This is a genomic window from Salmonella sp. SSDFZ69 (genome assembly GCF_004010755.1).
GTDB lineage: Bacteria > Pseudomonadota > Gammaproteobacteria > Enterobacterales > Enterobacteriaceae > Salmonella > Salmonella enterica.
In genome coordinates this window covers 683,692-705,739 of sequence record NZ_CP034831.1, presented here as the reverse complement: position 1 = coordinate 705,739, position 22,048 = coordinate 683,692, and the positions used below count along the sequence as shown (strand labels likewise).

22 protein-coding genes and 1 riboswitch are annotated in these 22,048 nt (G+C 52.8%); of the genes, 11 read left to right on the top strand and 11 right to left on the bottom strand.

Translation table 11 applies throughout. The features are described 5' to 3' along the window. Positions 1–172 precede the first annotated feature (172 nt). The 3 genes from parC to EOS98_RS03430 all read right to left on the bottom strand — a co-directional run bounded on the left by parC (position 173) and on the right by EOS98_RS03430 (position 3,872). Positions 173–2,431: a DNA topoisomerase IV subunit A gene (parC, locus tag EOS98_RS03440; RefSeq protein WP_001281853.1), complete on the bottom strand. Its 2,259-nt coding sequence runs from the start codon at positions 2,429–2,431 to the stop codon at positions 173–175. A gap of 110 nt (positions 2,432–2,541) precedes the next feature. Beyond that, entirely contained in the window at positions 2,542–3,408 is an 867-nt protein-coding gene (locus tag EOS98_RS03435; RefSeq protein WP_000998786.1) for an AraC family transcriptional regulator, read from the bottom strand. 71 nt (positions 3,409–3,479) lie between these two features. Beyond that, on the bottom strand, positions 3,480–3,872 hold the full coding sequence (locus tag EOS98_RS03430; RefSeq protein WP_000731552.1) for a YgiW/YdeI family stress tolerance OB fold protein: 393 nt from the start codon (positions 3,870–3,872) through the stop codon (positions 3,480–3,482). Between the two features lie 151 nt (positions 3,873–4,023). Between EOS98_RS03430 and qseB the strand changes: the two genes are divergently transcribed. From qseB to EOS98_RS03410, 4 genes are all read left to right on the top strand, one after another. After that, positions 4,024–4,683, top strand: coding sequence for a quorum sensing response regulator transcription factor QseB (qseB, locus tag EOS98_RS03425; protein WP_126523827.1), 660 nt, complete (start codon positions 4,024–4,026; stop codon positions 4,681–4,683). Beyond that, positions 4,680–6,029, top strand: a complete 1,350-nt coding sequence (gene qseC, locus EOS98_RS03420; protein ID WP_000779328.1) for a quorum sensing histidine kinase QseC — start codon at positions 4,680–4,682, stop codon at positions 6,027–6,029. The genes qseB and qseC overlap by 4 nt, the downstream gene beginning before the upstream one ends. Before the next feature lie 106 nt (positions 6,030–6,135). Continuing rightward, positions 6,136–6,717 (top strand): NAD(P)H-dependent oxidoreductase, encoded by a 582-nt coding sequence (locus EOS98_RS03415; protein ID WP_000065416.1) that lies wholly within the window; start codon positions 6,136–6,138, stop codon positions 6,715–6,717. Between the two features lie 31 nt (positions 6,718–6,748). Next, positions 6,749–7,063 (top strand): putative quinol monooxygenase, encoded by a 315-nt coding sequence (locus tag EOS98_RS03410; RefSeq protein WP_000958587.1) that lies wholly within the window; start codon positions 6,749–6,751, stop codon positions 7,061–7,063. A gap of 124 nt (positions 7,064–7,187) precedes the next feature. Here EOS98_RS03410 and parE read toward each other — a convergent pair whose 3' ends face one another. Genes parE through nudF form a run of 5 tightly spaced genes read right to left on the bottom strand, consistent with a single transcriptional unit; the run spans position 7,188 to position 11,592 of the window. Continuing rightward, a complete protein-coding gene (parE, locus tag EOS98_RS03405) occupies positions 7,188–9,080 on the bottom strand; it encodes a DNA topoisomerase IV subunit B (RefSeq protein WP_000195318.1) in 1,893 nt (630 codons plus the stop codon). Positions 9,081–9,107: 27 nt separating this feature from the next. Continuing rightward, entirely contained in the window at positions 9,108–9,689 is a 582-nt protein-coding gene (gene yqiA, locus EOS98_RS03400; protein ID WP_000105725.1) for an esterase YqiA, read from the bottom strand. Continuing rightward, entirely contained in the window at positions 9,689–10,516 is an 828-nt protein-coding gene (gene cpdA, locus EOS98_RS03395) for a 3',5'-cyclic-AMP phosphodiesterase (RefSeq protein WP_000444734.1), read from the bottom strand. Before cpdA ends, yqiA begins: the two co-directional genes overlap by 1 nt. A 24-nt stretch (positions 10,517–10,540) precedes the next feature. Next, a complete protein-coding gene (locus tag EOS98_RS03390) occupies positions 10,541–10,963 on the bottom strand; it encodes a DUF1249 family protein (RefSeq protein ID WP_000833404.1) in 423 nt (140 codons plus the stop codon). Beyond that, positions 10,960–11,592, bottom strand: coding sequence for an ADP-ribose diphosphatase (gene nudF, locus EOS98_RS03385; RefSeq protein ID WP_001231950.1), 633 nt, complete (start codon positions 11,590–11,592; stop codon positions 10,960–10,962). The genes EOS98_RS03390 and nudF overlap by 4 nt, the downstream gene beginning before the upstream one ends. A 200-nt stretch (positions 11,593–11,792) precedes the next feature. On the opposite strand from nudF, the gene tolC reads away from it, so the two are divergent. From tolC to EOS98_RS03370, 3 genes are all read left to right on the top strand, one after another. Beyond that, positions 11,793–13,268, top strand: a complete 1,476-nt coding sequence (gene tolC, locus EOS98_RS03380) for an outer membrane channel protein TolC (protein ID WP_015899378.1) — start codon at positions 11,793–11,795, stop codon at positions 13,266–13,268. Between the two features lie 212 nt (positions 13,269–13,480). Further along, positions 13,481–14,152 carry a DUF1190 family protein gene (locus tag EOS98_RS03375; RefSeq protein ID WP_000831528.1) on the top strand — a complete coding sequence of 224 codons (672 nt, stop codon included), beginning with the start codon at positions 13,481–13,483 and terminating at the stop codon, positions 14,150–14,152. A 5-nt stretch (positions 14,153–14,157) separates the two neighbouring features. After that, complete coding sequence (locus EOS98_RS03370; RefSeq protein WP_000442833.1) at positions 14,158–15,321, top strand: glutathionylspermidine synthase family protein; 1,164 nt, start codon at positions 14,158–14,160, stop codon at positions 15,319–15,321. 61 nt (positions 15,322–15,382) lie between these two features. Here EOS98_RS03370 and ygiD read toward each other — a convergent pair whose 3' ends face one another. Then, positions 15,383–16,171 carry a 4,5-DOPA dioxygenase extradiol gene (gene ygiD / locus EOS98_RS03365; RefSeq protein WP_001520560.1) on the bottom strand — a complete coding sequence of 263 codons (789 nt, stop codon included), beginning with the start codon at positions 16,169–16,171 and terminating at the stop codon, positions 15,383–15,385. A gap of 140 nt (positions 16,172–16,311) precedes the next feature. On the opposite strand from ygiD, the gene zupT reads away from it, so the two are divergent. Further along, the gene (gene zupT, locus EOS98_RS03360; protein WP_000115874.1) at positions 16,312–17,085 is read left to right on the top strand and encodes a zinc transporter ZupT; all 774 of its coding nucleotides are present in this window, start codon (positions 16,312–16,314) and stop codon (positions 17,083–17,085) included. A 66-nt stretch (positions 17,086–17,151) separates the two neighbouring features. Here the strand turns inward: zupT and EOS98_RS24590 are convergent, their stop codons facing one another. Further along, a complete protein-coding gene (locus tag EOS98_RS24590; RefSeq protein WP_000469259.1) occupies positions 17,152–17,328 on the bottom strand; it encodes a hypothetical protein in 177 nt (58 codons plus the stop codon). Positions 17,329–17,727: 399 nt separating this feature from the next. Here EOS98_RS24590 and EOS98_RS03355 point away from each other — a divergent pair, with 399 nt between their 5' ends. From EOS98_RS03355 to dsbI, 3 genes are read left to right on the top strand one after another with little or no spacing between them, the layout of a single operon-like run. Next, entirely contained in the window at positions 17,728–19,524 is a 1,797-nt protein-coding gene (locus EOS98_RS03355; protein ID WP_000460259.1) for an aryl-sulfate sulfotransferase, read from the top strand. 19 nt (positions 19,525–19,543) lie between these two features. Next, on the top strand, positions 19,544–20,215 hold the full coding sequence (locus EOS98_RS03350) for a thiol:disulfide interchange protein DsbA/DsbL (RefSeq protein WP_000096230.1): 672 nt from the start codon (positions 19,544–19,546) through the stop codon (positions 20,213–20,215). Between the two features lie 14 nt (positions 20,216–20,229). Then, positions 20,230–20,907: a protein-disulfide oxidoreductase DsbI gene (gene dsbI / locus EOS98_RS03345; RefSeq protein ID WP_000345576.1), complete on the top strand. Its 678-nt coding sequence runs from the start codon at positions 20,230–20,232 to the stop codon at positions 20,905–20,907. A 170-nt stretch (positions 20,908–21,077) separates the two neighbouring features. On the opposite strand, the gene ribB is transcribed toward dsbI, so the two are convergent. After that, the gene (gene ribB, locus EOS98_RS03340; RefSeq protein WP_126523826.1) at positions 21,078–21,731 is read right to left on the bottom strand and encodes a 3,4-dihydroxy-2-butanone-4-phosphate synthase; all 654 of its coding nucleotides are present in this window, start codon (positions 21,729–21,731) and stop codon (positions 21,078–21,080) included. A gap of 105 nt (positions 21,732–21,836) precedes the next feature. Further along, positions 21,837–22,035, bottom strand: a riboswitch (FMN riboswitch). Positions 22,036–22,048 lie beyond the last annotated feature (13 nt).

Here is a 22,048-nt window from a genome sequence, read left to right as displayed (position 1 = left end):
AAACGTATTGTTAATCGCAATGCACGAATAAACAACGGTTTTACGGGAAATTTTAATGTTAATCCGATCTGAAACCGTAGGCCGGATAAGACGCTACTGCGTCGTCATCCGGCAACGGCAGATCGCCGGATGGCGGCTTAAATGCCTTGTCCGGCTTACGGGTGCCCCTGTCTTACTCTTCGCTGTCGCCATGACTTACACGATGCGGTGAATCAATCTCAATGCGATCGATACGCTGCAGGCCGCGCATTAATGTGCCACGGCGTCCGCGTTCGCCGACCACCTTCTGTAACTCTTCAGGGCGCAGTTTGATTTTGCGCTTCCCGACATGGATAGTCAGAGTGCTTTGTGGCGGCAGCACGTACAGGTGCGCCAGTCCATCATCGCCTTTCGCCGCTTCTGCAGAGGGGATATTAATGATCTTATTCCCTTTGCCTTTCGACAGCTGCGGCAGAGAGTCTACCGGGAACATCAACATCCGTCCGGCCTGGGTAATCGCCAGCAGCATATCGTGCTCGTCTTCAATCACCAGCGGCGGCATGACGTGCGCATTTTCCGGCAGTGTAATCAACGCCTTACCGGCACGGTTACGGGCAACCAGATCGTTAAACGTACAAACGAAGCCGTAGCCCGCATCCGACGCCATCAGCAGTTTCTGGTCATCGCCTTCCATCAGCATATGCTCTACGGTCGCCCCCGGCGGCAGCGTGAGTTTGCCGGTCAGCGGCTCGCCCTGCCCACGCGCCGAGGGAAGCGTAATGGGATCAATAGCATAGCTGCGCCCGGTGGTATCAATAAACACCACCGGTTGATTGCTCTTACCTTTCACCGCGGCTTTAAAGCTGTCGCCCGCTTTATAGTTAAGCCCCGGCGCATCAATATCATGACCTTTGGCGCTGCGCACCCAGCCCATCTGCGACAGCACGATAGTCACCGGTTCGGACGGCAGCATGTCGTGTTCGCTCATCGCTTTAGCTTCTTCGCGCTCACGCAGCGGAGAACGGCGATCGTCGCCATAGGCATCGGAATCTGCCTGTAGCTCTTTTTTCAGCAAGGTATTCATTTTGCGTTCGGACGCGAGAATGCCCTGCAACTGGTCCCGCTCTTTTTCCAGCTCGTCCTGCTCGCCGCGAATTTTCATCTCTTCCAGTTTGGCGAGATGGCGCAGTTTCAGTTCGAGAATCGCTTCCGCCTGGGTTTCGCTGATGCCGAAACGCGACATCAGCGCGGGTTTCGGCTCATCCTCGTTACGGATAATCTCAATCACTTCGTCGATGTTGAGAAACGCCACCAGCAAACCTTCGAGAATATGCAGGCGCTTAAGCACTTTCTCCAGACGATAGTTCAGACGACGGCGTACCGTGTCGCGACGGAACGCCAACCACTCGGTGAGGATCTCCAGCAGGTTTTTCACCGCCGGACGACCATCCAGACCGATCATGTTCAGGTTAATACGGTAGCTTTTTTCCAGATCGGTGGTGGCGAACAGATGGTTCATCACCTGTTCCATATCCACACGGTTGGAGCGTGGCACAATCACTAAACGCGTCGGGTTTTCGTGATCCGATTCATCGCGCAGATCGTCCACCATCGGCAGTTTTTTATTACGCATCTGCGCAGCAATCTGCTCCAACACTTTCGCGCCAGACACCTGATGCGGCAGCGCGGAAATTACCACGGCGCCGTCTTCTTTGGTCCATACCGCGCGCATACGCACGGAGCCCCGCCCGTTTTCGTAAATTTTACGAATTTCCGCACGTGGGGTAATGATCTCCGCTTCGGTCGGGTAATCCGGCCCCTGGACGATATCCAGCAACTGATCCAGCGTCGTTTTCGGCTGCTCAATCAGCGTAATCGCCGCTTTCGCCACTTCGCGCAGGTTGTGCGGCGGGATATCTGTTGCCATGCCCACCGCAATACCGGTGGTGCCGTTCAGCAGGATGTTCGGCAGACGCGCCGGTAACATTTTCGGTTCCTGCATCGTGCCGTCGAAGTTTGGCACCCAGTCCGCCGTCCCCTGACCGAGTTCGCTTAACAGCAGCTCGGCATATTTGGACAGGCGAGATTCGGTATAACGCATTGCCGCGAATGACTTCGGATCATCCGGCGCGCCCCAGTTTCCCTGGCCATCGACCAGCGGGTAACGGTAAGAGAACGGCTGCGCCATTAGCACCATGGCTTCATAGCAGGCGCTGTCGCCGTGCGGATGATACTTACCCAGTACGTCACCGACGGTACGGGCGGATTTTTTAAATTTAGCGCTGGCGTTCAGCCCCAGCTCTGACATCGCATAGACGATGCGGCGCTGTACCGGCTTCAGGCCGTCGCCAATAAACGGCAACGCACGATCCATGATCACGTACATGGAGTAGTTTAAGTAGGCGTTTTCCGTAAATTCATGTAGCGCAAGGCGCTCTGCCATATCGCTCATTAACAGGGGATCCTCAATCTGCATGCTGACCGTTCGGACGGCAATATTGCCGCAGATAATACCCTATCTCACGGTCTGAGTCACAAACCGTGAGACAGGTTGCGAGGAAGTTAACGAAGCGGCAGATAGATATCCGTCAGCAGCTCATGTTCCGCCACCTCATTGACGAAATTCAGGTACTGGAAGAAGACCGGAAAATCGCGCAGCGTCTCGCCGCTGGCCGGTAGCCATTCGCGGAATAAATACCACACGCTCTCCGGGAGGCTGTCGAGCGATCCCTGATGGCGCACCACCGCGCAGCGCCCGCCAGGAATCTCGCTATTCACCACGCCAACGTCATTTTCGGCTATCGGCTGGTGGACGCTGCCGCAGATATCAAAGCGGAATTGATCCGGCGGCGTCGTCTGCGGGTCGTGCCAGGCAATACCAAAAGTTTGACTGCTGGCAATCGGCGACTGACCCGTTTCGCGCCGCCATGCAATAAATTTCGCCGCGCTGGCGTTGACCTTATCCGGATGCCCCAGATGCGTCAGCATCGCGACGCGGGTAGGTGGAAATTCAACGATTTTTACGTCCATGACATGCTGCTCCTGTAACGCAAGTTTAGGAACGCGTTGGTTCCAGGCCAGCCAGTCCGGCGATTGCCGAAACCGGCGCGGGCTTTGACCAAACGCGGTTTTGAAAGCACGTGTGAACGACTCCGGATTCTGGAACCCGGCATCCAGCGCGATATCGATAACTTTATCCTGCGGGTTAAACGCCAGCCGCCATGACGCACGGCGCAAACGCAGCCACTGGATATAGCGATAGAGCGGAAGCCCGCTCCAGGCGGTAAACTGCCGATGAAAATGAAACGGCGAGCTGTGCGCCATCCGGCTTAACGCCTCAATCGACAGAGGCTCATCCAGATGACGCTCAATGTGGTCGCAAACGCGCCGCAGACGTTCGGAATAAGCCGCGCTGATCAGGTCATTCATCACTGCCTCCTTGTGGCCTATTCTGCCCACCGGGCGGCGGTGAATCCTGACCGATCTTGCGCAATGTGGGATTACGGATTCACTTTACGAATCTGTTTTACGTCGATTTCGACAGAGTTCCAGTCTTTATCCACTTCACCCTGAATTTCAACGGTATCCTGCGGGGTTACGGTCAGGCCGTTCCAGCGCTTGTGGTCAATATCCACATTGATAGTACCGGTCGCATCTTTAAACACATACAGGTCGTCGGAAATGCGCTCAACGATATTCCCGCGCAGCGTTACCCACGCATCGTCACGCAGCGATTTAGCGCTCTCTACCGTCGTGCTGCTGCCGTTCGGGCCGACAAATCCGCCGCCTTGCGTTTGCGTCGCCGACGGGCCGGAGAAACCGCCCTGCTGAGCCGCCAGAACCGGGGTAGAACACAGTGCCATAACGGCAACGATTGCAGCTAATTTTTTCATGATTACTTTTCCCTTTCATGTCGTTTCAGATCCATTTAATAAGGTAATCCTTAACAACTTCTTAAGGCAAAAAAAGAATCTTTTTTTCTGTACATCGCCTGCGGCGACAAGGTTAACTGACGGTAACGCGAGTTACCGCAAGGAAGAACAGATGCGAATTTTACTGGTAGAAGATGACACACTTATTGGCGATGGCATAAAAGCGGGCCTGAGTAAAATGGGTTTCAGCGTCGACTGGTTTACCGAGGGACGTCCGGGCAAAGAGGCGCTTTACAGCGCGCCTTATGATGCGGTTATTTTAGATTTGACGCTGCCAGGCATGGACGGACGGGATATTTTGCGCGAATGGCGCGAAAAGGGTAAACCGGAACCGGTACTGATCCTGACGGCGCGCGACGCGTTAGCAGAGCGCGTCGAGGGGCTACGTCTGGGCGCCGATGACTATTTATGTAAACCTTTCGCGCTCATTGAGGTCGCCGCCCGTCTGGAGGCGCTGGTACGCCGCGCCAGCGGTCAGGCCAGTAGCGAATTGCGCCACGGCCAGGTGACGCTCAATCCAGGCAATCTCGTCGCGACGCTTGCCGGCGAACCGCTGGCCTTAAAACCAAAAGAGTTCGCGTTGCTGGAACTCTTACTGCGCAACAAAGGTCGCGTGCTGCCGCGCAAGCTTATTGAAGAGAAGCTGTATAACTGGGATGACGACGTGTCCAGCAATGCAGTGGAAGTCCATGTTCATCATTTACGCCGCAAGCTCGGCAGCGAATTTATTCGCACCGTACACGGCATCGGCTACACCCTGGGTGACGCATGAAATTGACGCAACGTCTCAGCCTGCGCGTCAGGCTGACGCTTATTTTCCTGATTCTGGTCTCCATCACTTGGGCAATTTCCAGTTTTGTGGCCTGGAGAAAGACGACGGATAATGTCGACGAGCTGTTTGACACACAGTTGATGTTGTTCGCCAGACGGCTTAGCACCCTCGATCTTAACGAGATCAACGCCCCGCAGCGCATGGCGCATACGCCAAAGAAATTAAAACATGGGCATATCGATGACGATGCGCTGGCGTTCGCCATCTTTTCCGCTGATGGCAAAATGTTGCTGCATGATGGCGACAACGGTCAGGATATTCCGTATCGCTATCGCCGGGAAGGTTTCGACAATGGCTATCTGAAGGATGACAACGACCTCTGGCGTTTTTTGTGGTTGAACTCGGCGGACGGCAAGTATCGTATCGTCGTCGGTCAGGAGTGGGATTACCGCGAAGATATGGCGCTGGCGATCGTAGCGGCGCAATTAACGCCGTGGCTGATCGCCCTTCCCTTCATGCTGCTGATTTTATTGCTCCTGCTTCACCGCGAGCTCAGACCGTTGAAAAAACTGGCGCAGGCGCTACGCTTCCGGTCGCCGGAATCGGAAACGCCGCTCGACGCCAAAGGCGTACCGAGCGAGGTTCGCCCACTGGTCGAAGCGCTTAATCAGCTTTTTAGCCGCATCCACTCCATGATGGTGCGCGAACGGCGATTTACCTCCGACGCCGCCCATGAATTGCGCAGCCCGCTGGCCGCGCTGAAAGTACAAACCGAGGTGGCGCAGCTCTCGGGCGACGATCCGCTATCGCGTGATAAAGCGCTGACCCAGCTCCATGCGGGGATCGATCGCGCCACGCGGCTGGTCGATCAGCTACTGACGTTATCGCGTCTCGACTCGCTCAATAATTTGCAGGATGTGGCGGAGATTTCGCTGGAAGAACTGCTGCAGTCCGCGGTAATGGATATTTATCATCCGGCGCAGCAGGCGAATATCGACGTGCGTTTACAGCTTAACGCCCATGACGTCATACGTACCGGTCAGCCGCTACTCTTAAGCCTGTTAGTGCGTAACCTGCTGGATAATGCGATTCGCTACAGTCCGCAGGGCAGCGTCGTCGATGTTACCTTACATGCCCGCAGCTTCACCGTCAGAGATAATGGCCCCGGCGTAGCGCCAGAGATTCTGACGCATATCGGCGAGCGTTTTTACCGCCCGCCTGGCCAAAGTGTGACCGGCAGCGGTCTGGGATTATCAATCGTCCGCCGCATCGCTACGCTACACGGCATGACGGTGTCGTTTGGCAACGCCGCGGAAGGTGGATTTGAGGCCGTAGTAAGTTGGTAACAGAGACTTTTGCCAAAAACGCAAAAGACTTTGCACATTTTGCTAATTTCACCGCACCGCCCGTCAGCGTAGAATCAGCAGCAAACGCATTTCTTGAGGACACAAAATGAGTAACATCCTGATTATCAACGGGGCGAAAAAATTCGCGCACTCCAACGGCCAGTTGAATGACACCCTGACCGAAGTTGCCGATGGGCTGCTGCGCGATCTGGGTCATCAGGTTAAGATCGTCCGCGCCGACAGCGACTATGACATTAAAGAAGAGGTGCAGAATTTCGTCTGGGCTGACGTGGTGATTTGGCAGATGCCAGGCTGGTGGATGGGCGCGCCATGGACAGTAAAAAAATATATGGATGATGTCTTTACCGAAGGTCACGGCACGCTCTATGCCAGCGATGGCCGCACGCGTTCCGATGCCGCTAAAAAGTACGGTTCCGGCGGTCTGGTGCAGGGGAAAAAATATATGCTGTCACTGACGTGGAACGCGCCGATGGAAGCATTTACCGAAAAAGATCAGTTTTTCCACGGCGTAGGCGTAGATGGCGTCTATCTGCCATTCCATAAAGCCAACCAGTTCCTGGGCATGGACGCGCTGCCAACGTTTATTGCCAACGACGTGATTAAAATGCCGGATGTTCCGCGCTATACCGCAGAATATCGCAAGCATCTGAGCGAAATTTTTGCTTAACTGGTCATCCTGGAATTAGAAGGAGTTAACCATGCTTACCGTCATTGCCGAAATTCGCACGCGTCCGGGCCAACATCACCGTCAGGCCGTCCTCGACCAGTTTGCGAAAATTATTCCAACCGTTCTTAAAGAAGAGGGGTGTCACGGTTACGCGCCGATGGTGGATCATGCCGCGGGCGTGAGTTTTCAGACTCTGGCGCCTGACTCGATCGTGATGATTGAACAGTGGGAAAGCGTTGCGCACCTTGAGGCGCATCTGCAAACCCCACATATGAAAGCCTACAGCGACGCGGTAAAAGACGATGTGCTGGAAATGAATATTCGTATTCTGGAATCCGGCGTTTAAGTTATTACCCTCGTCTGACGTCTCCCTGATGCGATGCGCAAGTGTCGCCATCAGGCTGTGGCGTCATGTCGGATTCGCTTATCCGGCCTGCGGCATGCAGACCGGATAAAGCGTGCAACAACCGTTACACGTCGAGATCCGCGAGATCGCCTTTTTCCTGTAGCCAGTTGCGTCGATCTTCAGAACGTTTCTTCGCCAGCAGCATATCCATCATCGCGTTAGTACGCTGATCGTCTTCATCGCTAATGGTGAGCTGCACCAGGCGGCGAGTATTTGGATCAAGCGTGGTTTCGCGTAACTGCATCGGGTTCATTTCACCCAGGCCTTTGAAACGCTGTACGTTCGGCTTGCCTTTCTTACGCTTCAGTTGTTCCAGTACGCCTGCCTTCTCTTCTTCCGTCAGCGCGTAATAGACCTCTTTACCCAAATCGATACGGTACAGCGGCGGTAGCGCGACGTAGACATGACCATTCTTCACCAGCGCGCGGAAATGTCTGACAAACAGCGCGCAAAGCAGCGTAGCGATATGCAAACCATCGGAGTCCGCATCCGCCAGGATACAGATCTTGCCGTAGCGCAGCTGACTCAGATCGTCGCTGTCCGGATCGATACCGATCGCCACGGAAATATCATGCACCTCTTGCGAGGCCAGCACTTCATCGGAAGAGACCTCCCAGGTGTTAAGGATCTTACCTTTGAGCGGCATGATCGCCTGATATTCGCGATCGCGCGCCTGCTTGGCGGAACCGCCTGCCGAATCCCCTTCCACAAGGAACAGCTCGGTCCGATTAAGATCCTGCGCGGTACAGTCCGCCAGTTTCCCCGGCAACGCCGGACCGCTGGTGAGCTTTTTGCGTACCACTTTTTTTGCGGCGCGCAGTCGCCGCTGCGCGCTGGCAATCGCCATCTCTGCCAGTTGTTCCGCCGCCTGCACGTTCTGGTTCAGCCACAGGCTGAAGGCATCTTTCACCACGCCGGAAACAAATGCCGCACATTGACGCGACGACAGACGCTCTTTGGTCTGCCCGGCAAATTGCGGGTCCTGCATTTTCACGGAGAGCACATAAGCGCAGCGATCCCAGATATCTTCCGCCGACAGTTTGACGCCGCGCGGCAGAATATTGCGGTATTCGCAAAATTCGCGCATCGCGTCGAGCAGGCCCTGGCGCAGACCGTTGACGTGCGTCCCCCCCTGCATGGTCGGGATCAGGTTGACGTAGCTTTCCGTCAGTAATTCGCCGCCTTCCGGCAGCCACAATAGCGCCCAGTCAACAGCTTCCGTTTCACCGTTAAAATTACCGATAAACGGCTTTTCCGGCAGCGTCGGCAGGCCGTTTACCGCTTCGCCCAGATAGTCGTTCAGACCATCCTGGTAGCACCAGCGCTGCTCGCTGTTATTCACTTCATCTTTAAAAGTGATTTCCACGCCGGGACACAGCACCGCTTTTGCTTTCAGAACGTGCATTAAGCGAGAGACAGAAAAACGCGGGCTGTCGAAGAAACTTTCGTCCGGCCAGAAATGCACGCTGGTGCCAGTATTACGTTTACCGCAGGTGCCGACAACCTGCAAATCCTGCACTTTTTCGCCGTTTTCAAACGCGATGTTATAGACCTGACCGTCGCGGCGCACGGTCACTTCCACGCGCTTTGACAGGGCATTCACTACCGAAATCCCCACCCCATGCAGACCACCAGAGAACTGATAGTTCTTATTGGAGAATTTACCGCCGGCATGAAGCCGACAGAGGATCAGTTCTACCGCCGGAACCCCCTCTTCCGGATGGATATCCACCGGCATCCCGCGTCCGTCGTCAATCACTTCCAGCGATTGATCGGCATGTAAAATGACATCCACGCGTTTGGCGTGACCTGCCAGTGCTTCATCCACACTATTATCAATCACTTCCTGACCCAAATGGTTGGGGCGGGTCGTATCGGTGTACATCCCCGGGCGGCGGCGTACCGGCTCAAGCCCAGTGAGTACCTCAATGGCATCAGCGTTATAAGTTTGCGTCATGGTTTAATTAGCAATTCGAATTGATTGTCAGCAACTGTGCAGTCCAAGAAAATCGACAATCTGGTTGAAATAATCTTCGAAGCCCGTGAATGCGTGATTACCCCCCTCGGTCACTGTCTGACGGCAGGAGGCGTAATATGCCACCGCCTGGCGGTAATCCAGCACTTCATCGCCCGTCTGTTGCAGTAGCCAGATCAGGTCCGGCGCTTCCAGCGGGTCAATCTGCATGACTTTAAGATCATAAATATGGCGAGACTCTAGCACATATTGCTGCCCGGTGTAGGGGTTCTCGTTCTGACCGAGATAGTCGGTCAGTAATTCAAAGGGCCGCACGGCGGGATTCACCACCACAGCCGGCAGCATAAAACATTGCGACAGCCAGGTGGCGTAATAACCACCCAGCGACGATCCTACCAGCCCTAATGGCGCACCGCCATGCTCAAGCACGAGAGATTCCAGCAACTCCGCCGCATCGGCAGGATACGGCGGTAGTTGAGGGACGATCATCTCGACATGCGGATGACGCTCCGCCAGCCAGTTTTTTAGCTGGCACGCTTTTGCCGAGCGAGGGGAACTGTTGAATCCGTGCAAATAGAGAAGCGTAGACATCAGTATCCTTCCGAAGCGGTATCGGGTCGGAACCGGGTATCCTGCAGGCGATGCACTTCCGTCTCCAGGACGCCGTTCGCCTGGAGCTCCAGCGTACGCCAGCCCGGCGCGATAGTATCCAGCGTAAAGTTCGCGCAGTGCGGTTTGAACTGTACGCAGGTTGACGGCGACGCCAGCAGACGGCGACCGTTCCAGTCAAGATCCAGCTCCTGGTGAATATGTCCGCATAACAGATATTTTACACGCGGGAAATTCGCCAGCACGCTATCCAGCTCACCGGCATTACGCAAGCTGTGCTGATCCAACCAACTGCACCCTGCCGGCAACGGATGGTGGTGCAAAAGGAGCAATGTCTGTCTCTCTGGCGCATCGGCGAGCTTACGCTCAAGCCATTCCAGTTGGAACTCGCTCAGTTCGCCATGCGGAACGCCAAACACCTGGCTATCCAGCAACAAAATCTGCCATTGTTCACCGATTAACACGCGTTTAGCCGGGGAAATCCCCGCCTCTTGCAGCGCGCTGTACATTGCCGGCTGAAAATCATGATTGCCCGGTAGCCAAACGCAAGGCGCGCGAAAGCTTGCGATACCCTCAGCAAAATGCTGATAAGCCGCAGCGGATTGATCCTGCGCCAGATCGCCGGTGGCCACGATCAGATCATATTCATACTGTTGCGCCCGAATAGCCTCCAGCACGGCCTGGTAACTTTCCCAGGTATTGACGCCTAACAGCGTTTCATGCTTTTCGGCAAACAGGTGAGTATCTGTAATTTGTAAAATCCTGACTCGGGCCTCACCAGCCAGAGGTAGGGTTAACAGGCTTTCCAAATGGTGTCCTTAGGTTTCACGACGCTAATAAACCGGAATCGCCATCGCTCCATGTGCTAAACAGAATCGTAGCCAGTCGGCCAGAAACTGATTAATTTGATGCTTTTCGTCGCGTTGATGCAACTTTTTATTTGGATAATCATACCGCGCTTTGAAGCGAAAGATCTGCTGGCTTGAACACACTTCAGCCACCATCGCATCATGGTAGAGGCGCACCGTCAGCGACGGCAGGCTCCAGTAGGTGATGGCTGGCGCCGTTTGCTCGATCGTTACAAGCGTAGTGTATCGGGTCGATTCCACAATCGTTAACCGATATTGTACGTTGCCCACCTGATAGCTCACCGTTTCACCGGGGGCGTCATTGCGCGGCAGCAGGCGGCGCAATTGCGAAAAATTGGTTTCGCACAAACGCATCATTTCTGGGAAGTCAGGTGTATAACGCTTCATTTTTTCCACTCGTTTTTTAACTCTTGATGATGCAACTGAAGCCATTGCAAAGCGATGACTGCGGCTGCGTTGTCGATTTTCCCCTCTTCTACCCACTGGTATGCCTGTTCCCGGCTTACCACATGAACCCGAATATCTTCGTTTTCATCCGCCAGACCATGAATACCTGCCGCGGTCGTGGCGTCCACTTCACCCACCAGAATAGATGAGCGCTCGCTGGTTCCTCCTGGGCTCGCCAGGTAACTGATGACCGGTCGGGTGCGGCCCACGGTCAGCCCCGCTTCTTCCATCGCCTCCCGCCGGGCGACCGCCTCAATGGTTTCGCCTTCTTCTATCATGCCGGCGACCATCTCCAGCAGCCACGGCGTAACGCTTGTGTCATACGCGGCAATACGAATCTGTTCGACCAGCACCACCTCGTCGCGTTCAGGGTCAAAGGGTAGCAAGACGGCGGCGTGCCCGCGCTCAAAAATTTCGCGCTTTACCTCGCCACTCATTTCTCCGTTGAATAAACGATGGCGGAATCGATACACATCCAATGAAAAAAAACCGCGATAGCGCGTTTCCCGTGCAATAATTTCTACATCGCTTTTGGTGAAAGTAACTGGCAAGTTGTCTGATTTACGCATTGTGCTGCCCTGCTAGCAATAATGATTAAATGATGAATTTCAAGGGTGGTTGACTGCTGTTTTATCACCCTTGTGGTAAATTGGTGCCAATTAAGGCTCGTATGGCACGTAACGCCAACTTTTTGCAGTGGCGGATTCTGCTAGAATCAGCAATTATTTTTACAAATTGATCAGCGCTAAATACTGCTTCACAACAAGGAATGCAAATGAAGAAATTGCTCCCCATCCTTATCGGCCTGAGCCTGTCGGGGTTCAGCACACTAAGCCAGGCAGAGAACCTGATGCAAGTTTATCAGCAAGCACGCCTGAGCAACCCGGAATTGCGTAAATCCGCTGCCGATCGCGATGCTGCATTCGAAAAAATTAACGAAGCGCGTAGTCCTTTACTGCCGCAACTGGGTTTAGGTGCCGACTACACCTACAGCAACGGTTATCGCGATGCGAACGGTATCAACTCCAATGAAACCAGCGCTTCTCTGCAATTAACGCAGACGCTATTTGATATGTCGAAATGGCGTGGGCTCACCCTGCAAGAAAAAGCAGCAGGCATTCAGGATGTCACCTATCAGACCGATCAGCAGACGCTGATCCTCAATACCGCGAACGCGTATTTTAAGGTATTGAACGCTATTGATGTGCTTTCCTATACCCAGGCGCAAAAAGAGGCTATCTACCGTCAGTTAGATCAAACAACGCAACGTTTTAACGTGGGTCTGGTCGCCATTACCGACGTGCAAAACGCCCGTGCGCAATATGATACCGTACTGGCGAATGAAGTGACCGCCCGCAACAACCTGGATAACGCGGTAGAAGAGCTGCGCCAGGTAACCGGCAATTATTACCCGGAGCTGGCGTCGCTTAACGTCGAGCATTTTAAAACCGACAAACCCAAAGCTGTTAATGCGCTGCTGAAGGAAGCGGAAAACCGTAACCTGTCGCTGTTGCAGGCGCGTTTAAGTCAGGATCTGGCGCGCGAGCAAATCCGTCAGGCGCAGGATGGCCATCTGCCGACGCTGAATTTAACGGCCTCAACCGGCATTTCTGATACCTCTTATAGCGGTTCTAAAACCAACTCCGCCCAGTACGACGATAGCAACATGGGGCAGAATAAAATCGGCCTGAACTTCTCCCTGCCGCTGTATCAAGGCGGGATGGTTAACTCGCAGGTAAAACAGGCGCAGTATAACTTCGTCGGCGCAAGCGAACAGCTGGAAAGCGCGCACCGTAGCGTGGTGCAGACCGTACGTTCTTCCTTTAACAATATTAACGCCTCCATCAGCAGCATCAACGCGTATAAACAGGCAGTCGTTTCCGCGCAAAGTTCTTTGGATGCAATGGAAGCCGGTTACTCGGTCGGTACACGTACCATTGTTGACGTACTGGATGCCACCACCACTCTGTATGATGCCAAGCAGCAACTGGCCAACGCGCGTTATACCTATTTGATTAATCAGTTAAATATCAAATATGCGCTCGGTACGCTGAACGAGCAGGATCTGCTCGCGCTTAACAGTACGTTGGGTAAACCTATCCCGACGTCGCCGGAAAGCGTAGCGCCGGAAACGCCAGATCAGGATGCTGCCGCAGACGGTTATAATGCCCATAGCGCCGCGCCGGCAGTACAGCCGACCGCCGCTCGCGCCAACAGCAATAACGGCAATCCATTCCGGCATTGATAAGTTATTCGCTGGCGCTGCGCTTATCAGACCTGTGCCCTTATAGGTCTGGTAAGCGCGGCGCTACCTGTCATGAAGCCGCGCCTGAACGTAAGACAACGTAAAGATCCTGCTATTCCGCCGCATTCTCGCCTTTTCTCGCTTCAATTTCGACCAGTCATCCTCTATTCTGAACGCATGTTGTATTTACCACTGGGTCCTGGAAGACAAATATGAAACGGACAAAATCCATCCATCACGCATCATTTCGCAAAAGCTGGAGCGCGCGGCATTTAACGCCGGTCGCCCTGGCGGTTACGGCTGTTTTTATGCTGGCTGGCTGTGAAAAAAGCGATGAAACCGTATCGCTGTATCAAAACGCTGATGACTGTTCAGCGGCGAATCCGGGCAAAAGCGCGGAATGTACAACCGCGTATAACAATGCGCTGAAAGAGGCCGAACGTACTGCGCCTAAGTACGCTACACGCGAAGATTGCGTCGCTGAGTTTGGCGAAGGTCAGTGCCAGCAAGCGCCCGCACAGGCTGGCATGGCGCCGGAAAATCAGGCGCAGGCCCAACAATCCAGCGGCAGTTTCTGGATGCCGCTTATGGCAGGTTACATGATGGGGCGTCTGATGGGCGGCGGCGCAGGCTTTGCGCAACAGCCGCTGTTTAGCTCGAAAAACCCGGCCAGCCCTGCATACGGCAAATATACCGATGCGGCAGGTAAAAACTACGGCGCGGCGCAACCGGGCCGGACAATGACCGTACCGAAAACCGCGATGGCGCCGAAACCGGCCACCACAACAACAGTTACCCGCGGCGGTTTTGGCGAATCCGTCGCCAAACAGAGCACCATGCAGCGTAGCGCTGCCGGTACTTCAACACGTTCGATGGGCGGCTGATACGCATGGAAAGAGTCAGTATTACCGAGCGCCCGGACTGGCGCGATAAAGCGACTGAATACGGGTTTAATTTTCACACTATGTATGGTGAACCGTACTGGTGTGAAGACGCTTATTACAAGTTAACGCTCGCCCAGGTGGAAAAACTGGAAGACGTTACCGCCGAGCTGCACCAGATGTGCCTCAAGGTAGTAGAACGCGTCATCGCCAGCGATGAGCTGATGACGAAGTTTCGTATTCCAAAACATACCTGGGGTTTTGTTCGCCAGTCCTGGCAAACGCAACAACCGTCGCTCTATTCCCGCCTCGATCTGGCCTGGGACGGCATCGGCGAACCTAAGCTGCTCGAAAATAATGCCGACACGCCAACATCGCTGTATGAAGCGGCGTTTTTTCAGTGGATATGGCTGGAAGATCAGATCAACGCGGGCAATCTGCCGGAAGGCAGCGATCAGTTTAATAGCCTGCAGGAAAAGCTGATTGAACGCTTTGCTGAACTTCGCGAGCAGTATGGTTTTCAGTTGCTGCATCTCACCTGCTGTCGCGATACGGTTGAGGATCGCGGCACCATTCAGTATTTACAGGACTGCGCGGCCGAAGCGGAAATCGCCACCGAATTTCTCTATATCGACGATATTGGTCTGGGGGAAAAAGGCCAATTTACGGATCTGCAGGATCAGGTCATTGCGAACCTGTTCAAGCTCTATCCGTGGGAATTTATGCTGCGCGAGATGTTTTCCACCAAGCTGGAAGATGCCGGCGTGCGCTGGCTGGAACCGGCCTGGAAAAGCATTATCTCCAATAAAGCGTTGTTGCCGCTGTTGTGGGAGATGTTCCCGGACCATCCGAATCTGTTGCCTGCGTATTTCGCCGAAGACGAACATCCGCCAATGGATAAATATGTCGTGAAACCGATCTTCTCCCGCGAAGGGGCGAACGTATCGATTATTGAGAACGGTAAAACGATCGAATCCGTGGAAGGCCCGTATGGCGAAGAGGGTATGATCGTGCAACAGTTCTATCCGCTGCCAAAATTCGGCGACAGTTACACCCTGATTGGTAGCTGGCTGATTAACGATCAGCCCGCCGGAATTGGTATCCGTGAAGATCGGGCGCTGATCACCCAGGATCTCTCCCGCTTCTATCCGCATATTTTTGTCGAAGGATAGATTCTCCTGTAAGCCCGATGCGCGTAGCGCCATCGGGCAATCATTCCGCGCCTTATCCGGCCTACCCCACCTGCACCGACAACATACTTATACTGCCCATCTCAATACCGTCGACCGGGATGGTGATAGGTTCCTTGCCGTCCCAGGCGCCAAGTACATACAGCAAAGGCAAAAAGTGCTCCGGCGTCGGGTTCGATAAGGCCCCCCCTTCATGTTGCAGATAATTCACCAGCGGGTGCTGTTCTACCGGCCCCTGCCACGTCAGATTGGCTTTCACAAAGTCATTAAATGACGCCGCCCAGGGATACGGTATATTGTCACCGTGCCAACGCACAGTCCGCAGGTTATGAACCACATTCCCGCTGGCCACCAGCATCACGCCTTCGTCACGCAACGTCGCCAGTTTACGGCCCACCTCAAAATGCCATGCCGCCGGTTTGGTACTATCAACACTAAGCTGCACCATCGGGATATCCGCATTCGGGTACATCTTGATCAATACACCCCAGGAGCCATGATCAAATCCCCACGCCTCTTTATCGAGCGCGACGGGAACGGGAGCCAACAGTTCAACCAAACGCTGCGCCAGCGCAGGCGATCCAGGGGCCGGATAATGCGTGTCATACAGCGCCTGCGGAAAACCGCCAAAATCATGGAGAGTTTGCGGCCTTTCCATCGCTGTGACGCCCGTCCCACGGGTATACCAGTGCGCCGACACCACCACTATCGCCTGTGGTCGCGGTAGGGCTTCCCCCAATCGCCGCCAGGCGCGGGTATAATCATTATCGTCCAGCACGTTCATCGGGCTGCCATGCCCCAAAAACAATGCTGGCATACACGTTAAAGACATGATGTTATCCTTACAGGAAAGACATTTTGTTAACATCACCATACGCTTTCTTCACAGAGGAAGAACTCAGATAACTATGATGAAGATCATCAGTTATTTTGAAGGTCAGGTTCGGACGGCAAATTGATAAGGAGTAATGGATGTCAGTACCACTTATTCTGACCTTACTGGCGGGCGCTGCCACCTTTATTGGCGCGTTTCTTGGCGTTCTTGGCCAAAAACCGTCTAACCGCGTGCTGGCTTTTTCGCTGGGCTTCGCCGCAGGGATCATGCTGCTCATCTCGCTGATGGAGATGCTGCCCGCCGCGTTAGATACCGAGGGGATGTCGCCTGTACTGGGCTACGGGATGTTTATTATCGGCCTGTTGGGCTACTTCGGGCTGGACCGCCTGCTTCCTCACGCTCATCCGCAGGATCTGGTGCAAAAGAGGCAGCAGCCGCTTCCCGGCTCGATAAAACGCACTGCGATTTTATTGACGCTCGGCATTAGCCTGCATAACTTTCCGGAAGGGATCGCCACCTTTGTCACTGCCAGCAGCAATCTTGAACTGGGTTTCGGCATCGCACTGGCGGTGGCGTTGCACAATATTCCTGAAGGTCTGGCGGTTGCCGGTCCGGTTTATGCCGCGACGGGCTCAAAACGTACCGCGATTTTTTGGGCCGGTATCTCCGGCATGGCGGAAATTCTTGGCGGCGTGCTGGCGTGGCTGATTTTGGGCAGTCTGGTTTCGCCAATCGTTATGGCGGCTATCATGGCGGCAGTCGCCGGTATTATGGTGGCGCTCTCTGTCGATGAACTGATGCCGCTGGCAAAAGAGATCGATCCTAACAATAACCCCAGCTATGGCGTGCTTTGCGGTATGTCCATCATGGGGCTCAGTCTCGTCATTTTGCAGACGATAGGTATCGGTTAAGAGAAACGTCGCGCCGGATGCAGGCCTTTAGCCAAGCAACATCCGGCTGCCCGTCAAGGATATGCGCTATTTCTGCTCATTCATCACGCTGTCGCCTTCGCTCGTCTGGCGAAAACGTTTCGTTCGCGCTTCAAGTAATGCATCTCTGTCCTGCCGAAACGCTCTGCAATAACGCTTCATATGGCAAATATACCCTACTACCACCAGAACGATTAATATTATCCAATACCAGGCAATAAACATCCTTTTTACCCTTAAAATTTAACATCACTAAACATTTAACGTTAAAATTTTACATACCCTTATTTTGACGTATTCATATACTGGCATATTTGTGGAACAAATAAATGATTTTGATCATATAAATCAGTGGTGAAACACAATAATGAAAGAGGTATTAAGCAGAAAACAATGTCGATAAGATCACACTTCGTACTAATTTATATTGTTCTTAAAATATCACACTCCTACTATCGACTCACTCAGGCAATTAAAAAATATTGATACAGAATATACTTTAAAATAAGTAATAGCATTATGACTTATATTTAAAGACCAATCATTTACCTCATTTATCATTCATAAAAACATAGTATATTCAGAAGTATTATATTTAGAAGTTGTATATAAGGAGATATATCCATGTTTGACCAATACCGGAAAACAATACTTGCCGGCGCCGTCGCACTGACATGCGGACTCACCGCAGCCAGTACATTTGCTGCAGGTTTTCAACCGGCGCAGCCCGCAGGGAAATTAGGCGCAGTCGTTGTCGATCCTTACGGTAATGCCCCTCTCACCGCACTGGTGGAATTGGATAGCCATATTATTTCAGACGTTAAAGTTACTGTACATGGTAAAGGGGAAAAGGGCGTTCCCGTTACTTATACCGTTGGGAAAGAATCTTTAGAAACCTATGACGGTATTCCTATTTTTGGCCTTTATCAGAAATTTGCCAACAACGTCACGGTAGAATATAAAGAAAACGGCAAAGCCATGAAGGATGACTATGTGGTGCAGACGTCCGCCATCGTCAACCATTATATGGATAACCGTTCTATTTCAGATCTCCAGCAAACGAAAGTTATTAAAGTCGCGCCAGGATTTGAAGATCGTCTTTATCTGGTAAATACCCATACCTTTACGCCGCAGGGCGCTGAATTTCACTGGCACGGCGAAAAAGATAAAAATGCGGGCATTCTTGATGCCGGTCCGGCGGGCGGGGCTTTGCCTTTCGATATCGCCCCTTATACGTTTGTGGTCGACACCCAGGGTGAATACCGCTGGTGGCTGGATCAAGATACCTTCTACGACGGCCACGATATGAATATCAACAAACGCGGCTATCTGATGGGTATTCGTGAAACGCCTCGCGGCACCTTTACCGCGGTGCAGGGCCAACACTGGTACGAGTTTGACATGATGGGGCAAATTCTTGCCGATCATAAACTGCCGCGCGGGTTCCTGGATGCGTCTCATGAATCCATCGAAACCGTGAACGGCACCGTACTGCTGCGCGTCGGCAAACGCGATTACCGCAAAGAAGACGGCATACATGTTCATACTATTCGTGACCAAATCATTGAGGTCGATAAGTCTGGCCGCGTAGTAGACGTTTGGGATTTAACCAAAATCCTCGACCCTATGCGTGATGCGCTGCTCGGCGCGCTGGATGCGGGCGCAGTATGCGTGAACGTCGATCTGGCCCATGCCGGACAGCAGGCGAAACTTGAACCGGATACGCCGTATGGCGATGCGCTTGGCGTTGGTGCCGGTCGTAACTGGGCGCACGTCAACTCTATCGCTTATGACGCGAAAGACGACTCCATCATCCTTTCTTCCCGCCATCAGGGTATTGTAAAAATTGGTCGCGATAAGCAGGTGAAATGGATACTGGCACCGTCTAAAGGCTGGAATAAGCAGCTAGCCAGTAAATTGCTGAAACCGGTAGACGATCATGGTAAGCCGTTGACCTGTGACGAAAATGGCAAGTGTAAGGACACCGATTTCGATTTCACCTATACCCAACATACGGCATGGCTTTCCAGCAAAGGCACGTTAACGGTCTTTGATAACGGCGATGGTCGCGGCCTGGAGCAACCGGCTCTACCGACCATGAAATATTCCCGTTTTGTCGAATATAAGATCGATGAGAAGAAAGGCACCGTACAACAAGTTTGGGAATACGGTAAAGAACGTGGATATGATTTCTATAGTCCTATTACCTCGGTTGTTGAATATCAAAAAGACCGCGACACCATGTTCGGCTTTGGCGGTTCTATTAACCTGTTCGACGTTGGTAAACCCACAGTCGGCAAACTGAATGAGATTGACTATAAAACGAAAGAAGTGAAAGTTGAAATTGATGTGCTGTCGGATAAGCCCAACCAGACTCACTATCGTGCGTTACTGGTTCATCCAACGCAAATGTTTAAATAAATCACGGGAAGGAATTAATATGTCATCTAAATGGATTACCTCTTTATTTAAAAGCGTAGTATTAACCGCGGCATTGGTCACTCCTTTTGCGGCATCGGCTTTTACCGAGGGCACAGATTATATGGTTCTGGAGAAACCGATTCCTAATGCGGATAAAACGCTGATTAAGGTATTTAGCTACGCCTGCCCTTTCTGCTACAAATATGACAAAGCCGTAACAGGTCCGGTTTCTGATAAAGTAGCCGATCTCGTTACGTTCACTCCGTTCCACCTGGAAACAAAAGGCGAATATGGCAAACAGGCCAGCGAAGTATTTGCAGTCCTGATCGCCAAAGATAAAGCTGCCGGGATTTCGTTATTTGATGCTAAATCACAATTCAAAAAAGCGAAGTTCGCCTGGTACGCGGCTTACCATGATAAGAAAGAGCGCTGGTCAGATGGGAAAGATCCGGCGGCATTTATTAAAACCGGGCTGGACGCCGCAGGCATGAGCCAGGCTGATTTTGAAGCGGCGCTGAAAGATCCTGCCGTTCAGGAGACTCTGGAAAAATGGAAAGCCGCCTATGACGTTGCCAAAATTCAGGGTGTTCCGGCTTACGTCGTCAACGGCAAGTACCTTATCTATACCAAAAACATCAAATCCATCGATTCTATGGCTGAACTCGTTCGGGAACTGGCCACTAAAAAATAAGCAGGGAAACGATTATGGATTTTATTAAGGGATTATGGCGAGACCTACGCGCAAGACCAGTAGATACGCTGGTGAGATGGCAGGAACAGCGCTTTCTGTGGCTGTTAATGGCCATCGCGATGGGAGGGTTAATTATCCTGGCGCACTCGTTCTTCCAAATCTATCTCTACATGGCGCCGTGCGAACAGTGTGTTTACATTCGTTACGCGATGTTTGTGATGGTAATTGGCGGGGTGATTGCGGCGATAAATCCCAAAAATATCGTGCTGAAGCTGATTGGCTGCATCGCGGCGTTTTATGGCAGCATTATGGGCATTAAGTTTTCTATTAAGCTTAATGGTATCCATCATGCGGTACATAATGCGGACCCCGATTCACTTTTTGGCGTGCAAGGATGTTCGACTGACCCGACCTTTCCTTTCAACTTACCGTTGGCGGAATGGGCACCGGAGTGGTTTAAACCTACCGGAGACTGCGGTTATGACGCGCCTATCGTCCCTGATGGCGTAACGCTCAGTAGCGTACAGCAGTGGTTTGTCGATCTCTACCAGCAGTCCGAAGGCTGGTATCTGCTTCCGCCCTGGCACTTTATGAACATGGCGCAGGCATGTATGTTGGCCTTTGGGTTGTGCCTGATTCTGCTGCTGGTGATGAGCGGCGCCTGGGCATTGAAACTGGCCAGAGGCAAATAACCTGAATAGATAAACCAAAGCAGAGGTCTGCATTCAGGCCTCTGCTTTTCTCACAATAATTTTACCATTCAGCTTATTCGTCGTTCTTTGAAACTGAACAATATGGCACCGAAGGAATACAAAAAAGCCGATGACATCTCATCGGCTTTTTTCAACCATGATCCGTTCGATCAGCTGGCTTTGCGCTCATGCGCCTGGCGGTAAGCCACCAGATCTTCAATCGTGACTACCGCCATATTATACTGGCCTGCAAACGCGATACACTCCGGCGCGCGCGCCATCGTCCCATCGTCGTTAGTCAACTCGCACAATACACCTGCAGGTTTAAAACCGGCCAGCGTCATCAGATCGATGGTCGCCTCCGTATGACCGCCGCGCGTCAGCACGCCGCCCGCCTGAGCGCGCAGTGGGAAAACGTGCCCCGGACGGTTAAGATCGGACGGTTTTGCGCCATCCTTAATTGCCGCACGCACCGTAGTGACACGGTCAGCGGCGGAAACACCGGTGGTCACGCCTTCTGCGGCTTCAATGGTCACGGTAAAACCGGTGCCGTAGGCGCTGGTGTTGTTTTCCACCATCATTGGCAAGTCGAGCTGCTTACGACGGTCTTCAGTAATACACAGGCAAACAATACCGCTACCGTGACGAATGGTTAACGCCATCTGTTCTACGGTCATCGTCTCTGCGGGGAAAATCATATCGCCTTCGTTTTCACGATCTTCATCATCAAGCACCATCACACCGCGTCCTTCACGCAGCGCATCCAGTGCAAGTTCAACACGTTCAAAAGGCGTACCAAAAGAGGAAAGTAGCGTCTGATTCATGGTAAAAAAACCTCATTAACATTATGGTTACCAGAATCAGGGCAGTCTTAGGAGTGCCGACAAGCGGCAAAAAAATAACGTGAGCGGGTCCATGCCCGACTGGATCGTTACCCTCTCCCATCCGGACTTTAACCGTCGGCCCCGGAATTACACCGGATCTGCTGACCTTTTCGCTATGGCAAAAAGCGCTCGCGGGCTTTCAACCTGCTCTCCGCGTTCCGTCACGGCGCGCCGTGATGAGAAATGCGTTAAACATCGCTGATTTACCGCCGGTGGGGAATTTCGCCCCGCCCTGAGAATAAGCGGGTTAACTATAA

What these genes read in the sequence shown, in the direction of transcription:
- parC (WP_001281853.1), bottom strand. Translation starts at nt 2,431, where the DNA reads ATGAGCGATATGGCAGAGCGCCTTGCGCTACATGAATTTACGGAAAAC.
- EOS98_RS03435 (WP_000998786.1), bottom strand. Translation starts at nt 3,408, where the DNA reads ATGAATGACCTGATCAGCGCGGCTTATTCCGAACGTCTGCGGCGCGTT.
- EOS98_RS03430 (WP_000731552.1), bottom strand. Translation starts at nt 3,872, where the DNA reads ATGAAAAAATTAGCTGCAATCGTTGCCGTTATGGCACTGTGTTCTACC.
- qseB (WP_126523827.1), top strand. Translation starts at nt 4,024, where the DNA reads ATGCGAATTTTACTGGTAGAAGATGACACACTTATTGGCGATGGCATA.
- qseC (WP_000779328.1), top strand. Translation starts at nt 4,680, where the DNA reads ATGAAATTGACGCAACGTCTCAGCCTGCGCGTCAGGCTGACGCTTATT.
- EOS98_RS03415 (WP_000065416.1), top strand. Translation starts at nt 6,136, where the DNA reads ATGAGTAACATCCTGATTATCAACGGGGCGAAAAAATTCGCGCACTCC.
- EOS98_RS03410 (WP_000958587.1), top strand. Translation starts at nt 6,749, where the DNA reads ATGCTTACCGTCATTGCCGAAATTCGCACGCGTCCGGGCCAACATCAC.
- parE (WP_000195318.1), bottom strand. Translation starts at nt 9,080, where the DNA reads ATGACGCAAACTTATAACGCTGATGCCATTGAGGTACTCACTGGGCTT.
- yqiA (WP_000105725.1), bottom strand. Translation starts at nt 9,689, where the DNA reads ATGTCTACGCTTCTCTATTTGCACGGATTCAACAGTTCCCCTCGCTCG.
- EOS98_RS03390 (WP_000833404.1), bottom strand. Translation starts at nt 10,963, where the DNA reads ATGAAGCGTTATACACCTGACTTCCCAGAAATGATGCGTTTGTGCGAA.
- nudF (WP_001231950.1), bottom strand. Translation starts at nt 11,592, where the DNA reads ATGCGTAAATCAGACAACTTGCCAGTTACTTTCACCAAAAGCGATGTA.
- tolC (WP_015899378.1), top strand. Translation starts at nt 11,793, where the DNA reads ATGCAAATGAAGAAATTGCTCCCCATCCTTATCGGCCTGAGCCTGTCG.
- EOS98_RS03375 (WP_000831528.1), top strand. Translation starts at nt 13,481, where the DNA reads ATGAAACGGACAAAATCCATCCATCACGCATCATTTCGCAAAAGCTGG.
- EOS98_RS03370 (WP_000442833.1), top strand. Translation starts at nt 14,158, where the DNA reads ATGGAAAGAGTCAGTATTACCGAGCGCCCGGACTGGCGCGATAAAGCG.
- ygiD (WP_001520560.1), bottom strand. Translation starts at nt 16,171, where the DNA reads ATGTCTTTAACGTGTATGCCAGCATTGTTTTTGGGGCATGGCAGCCCG.
- zupT (WP_000115874.1), top strand. Translation starts at nt 16,312, where the DNA reads ATGTCAGTACCACTTATTCTGACCTTACTGGCGGGCGCTGCCACCTTT.
- EOS98_RS24590 (WP_000469259.1), bottom strand. Translation starts at nt 17,328, where the DNA reads ATGTTTATTGCCTGGTATTGGATAATATTAATCGTTCTGGTGGTAGTA.
- EOS98_RS03355 (WP_000460259.1), top strand. Translation starts at nt 17,728, where the DNA reads ATGTTTGACCAATACCGGAAAACAATACTTGCCGGCGCCGTCGCACTG.
- EOS98_RS03350 (WP_000096230.1), top strand. Translation starts at nt 19,544, where the DNA reads ATGTCATCTAAATGGATTACCTCTTTATTTAAAAGCGTAGTATTAACC.
- dsbI (WP_000345576.1), top strand. Translation starts at nt 20,230, where the DNA reads ATGGATTTTATTAAGGGATTATGGCGAGACCTACGCGCAAGACCAGTA.
- ribB (WP_126523826.1), bottom strand. Translation starts at nt 21,731, where the DNA reads ATGAATCAGACGCTACTTTCCTCTTTTGGTACGCCTTTTGAACGTGTT.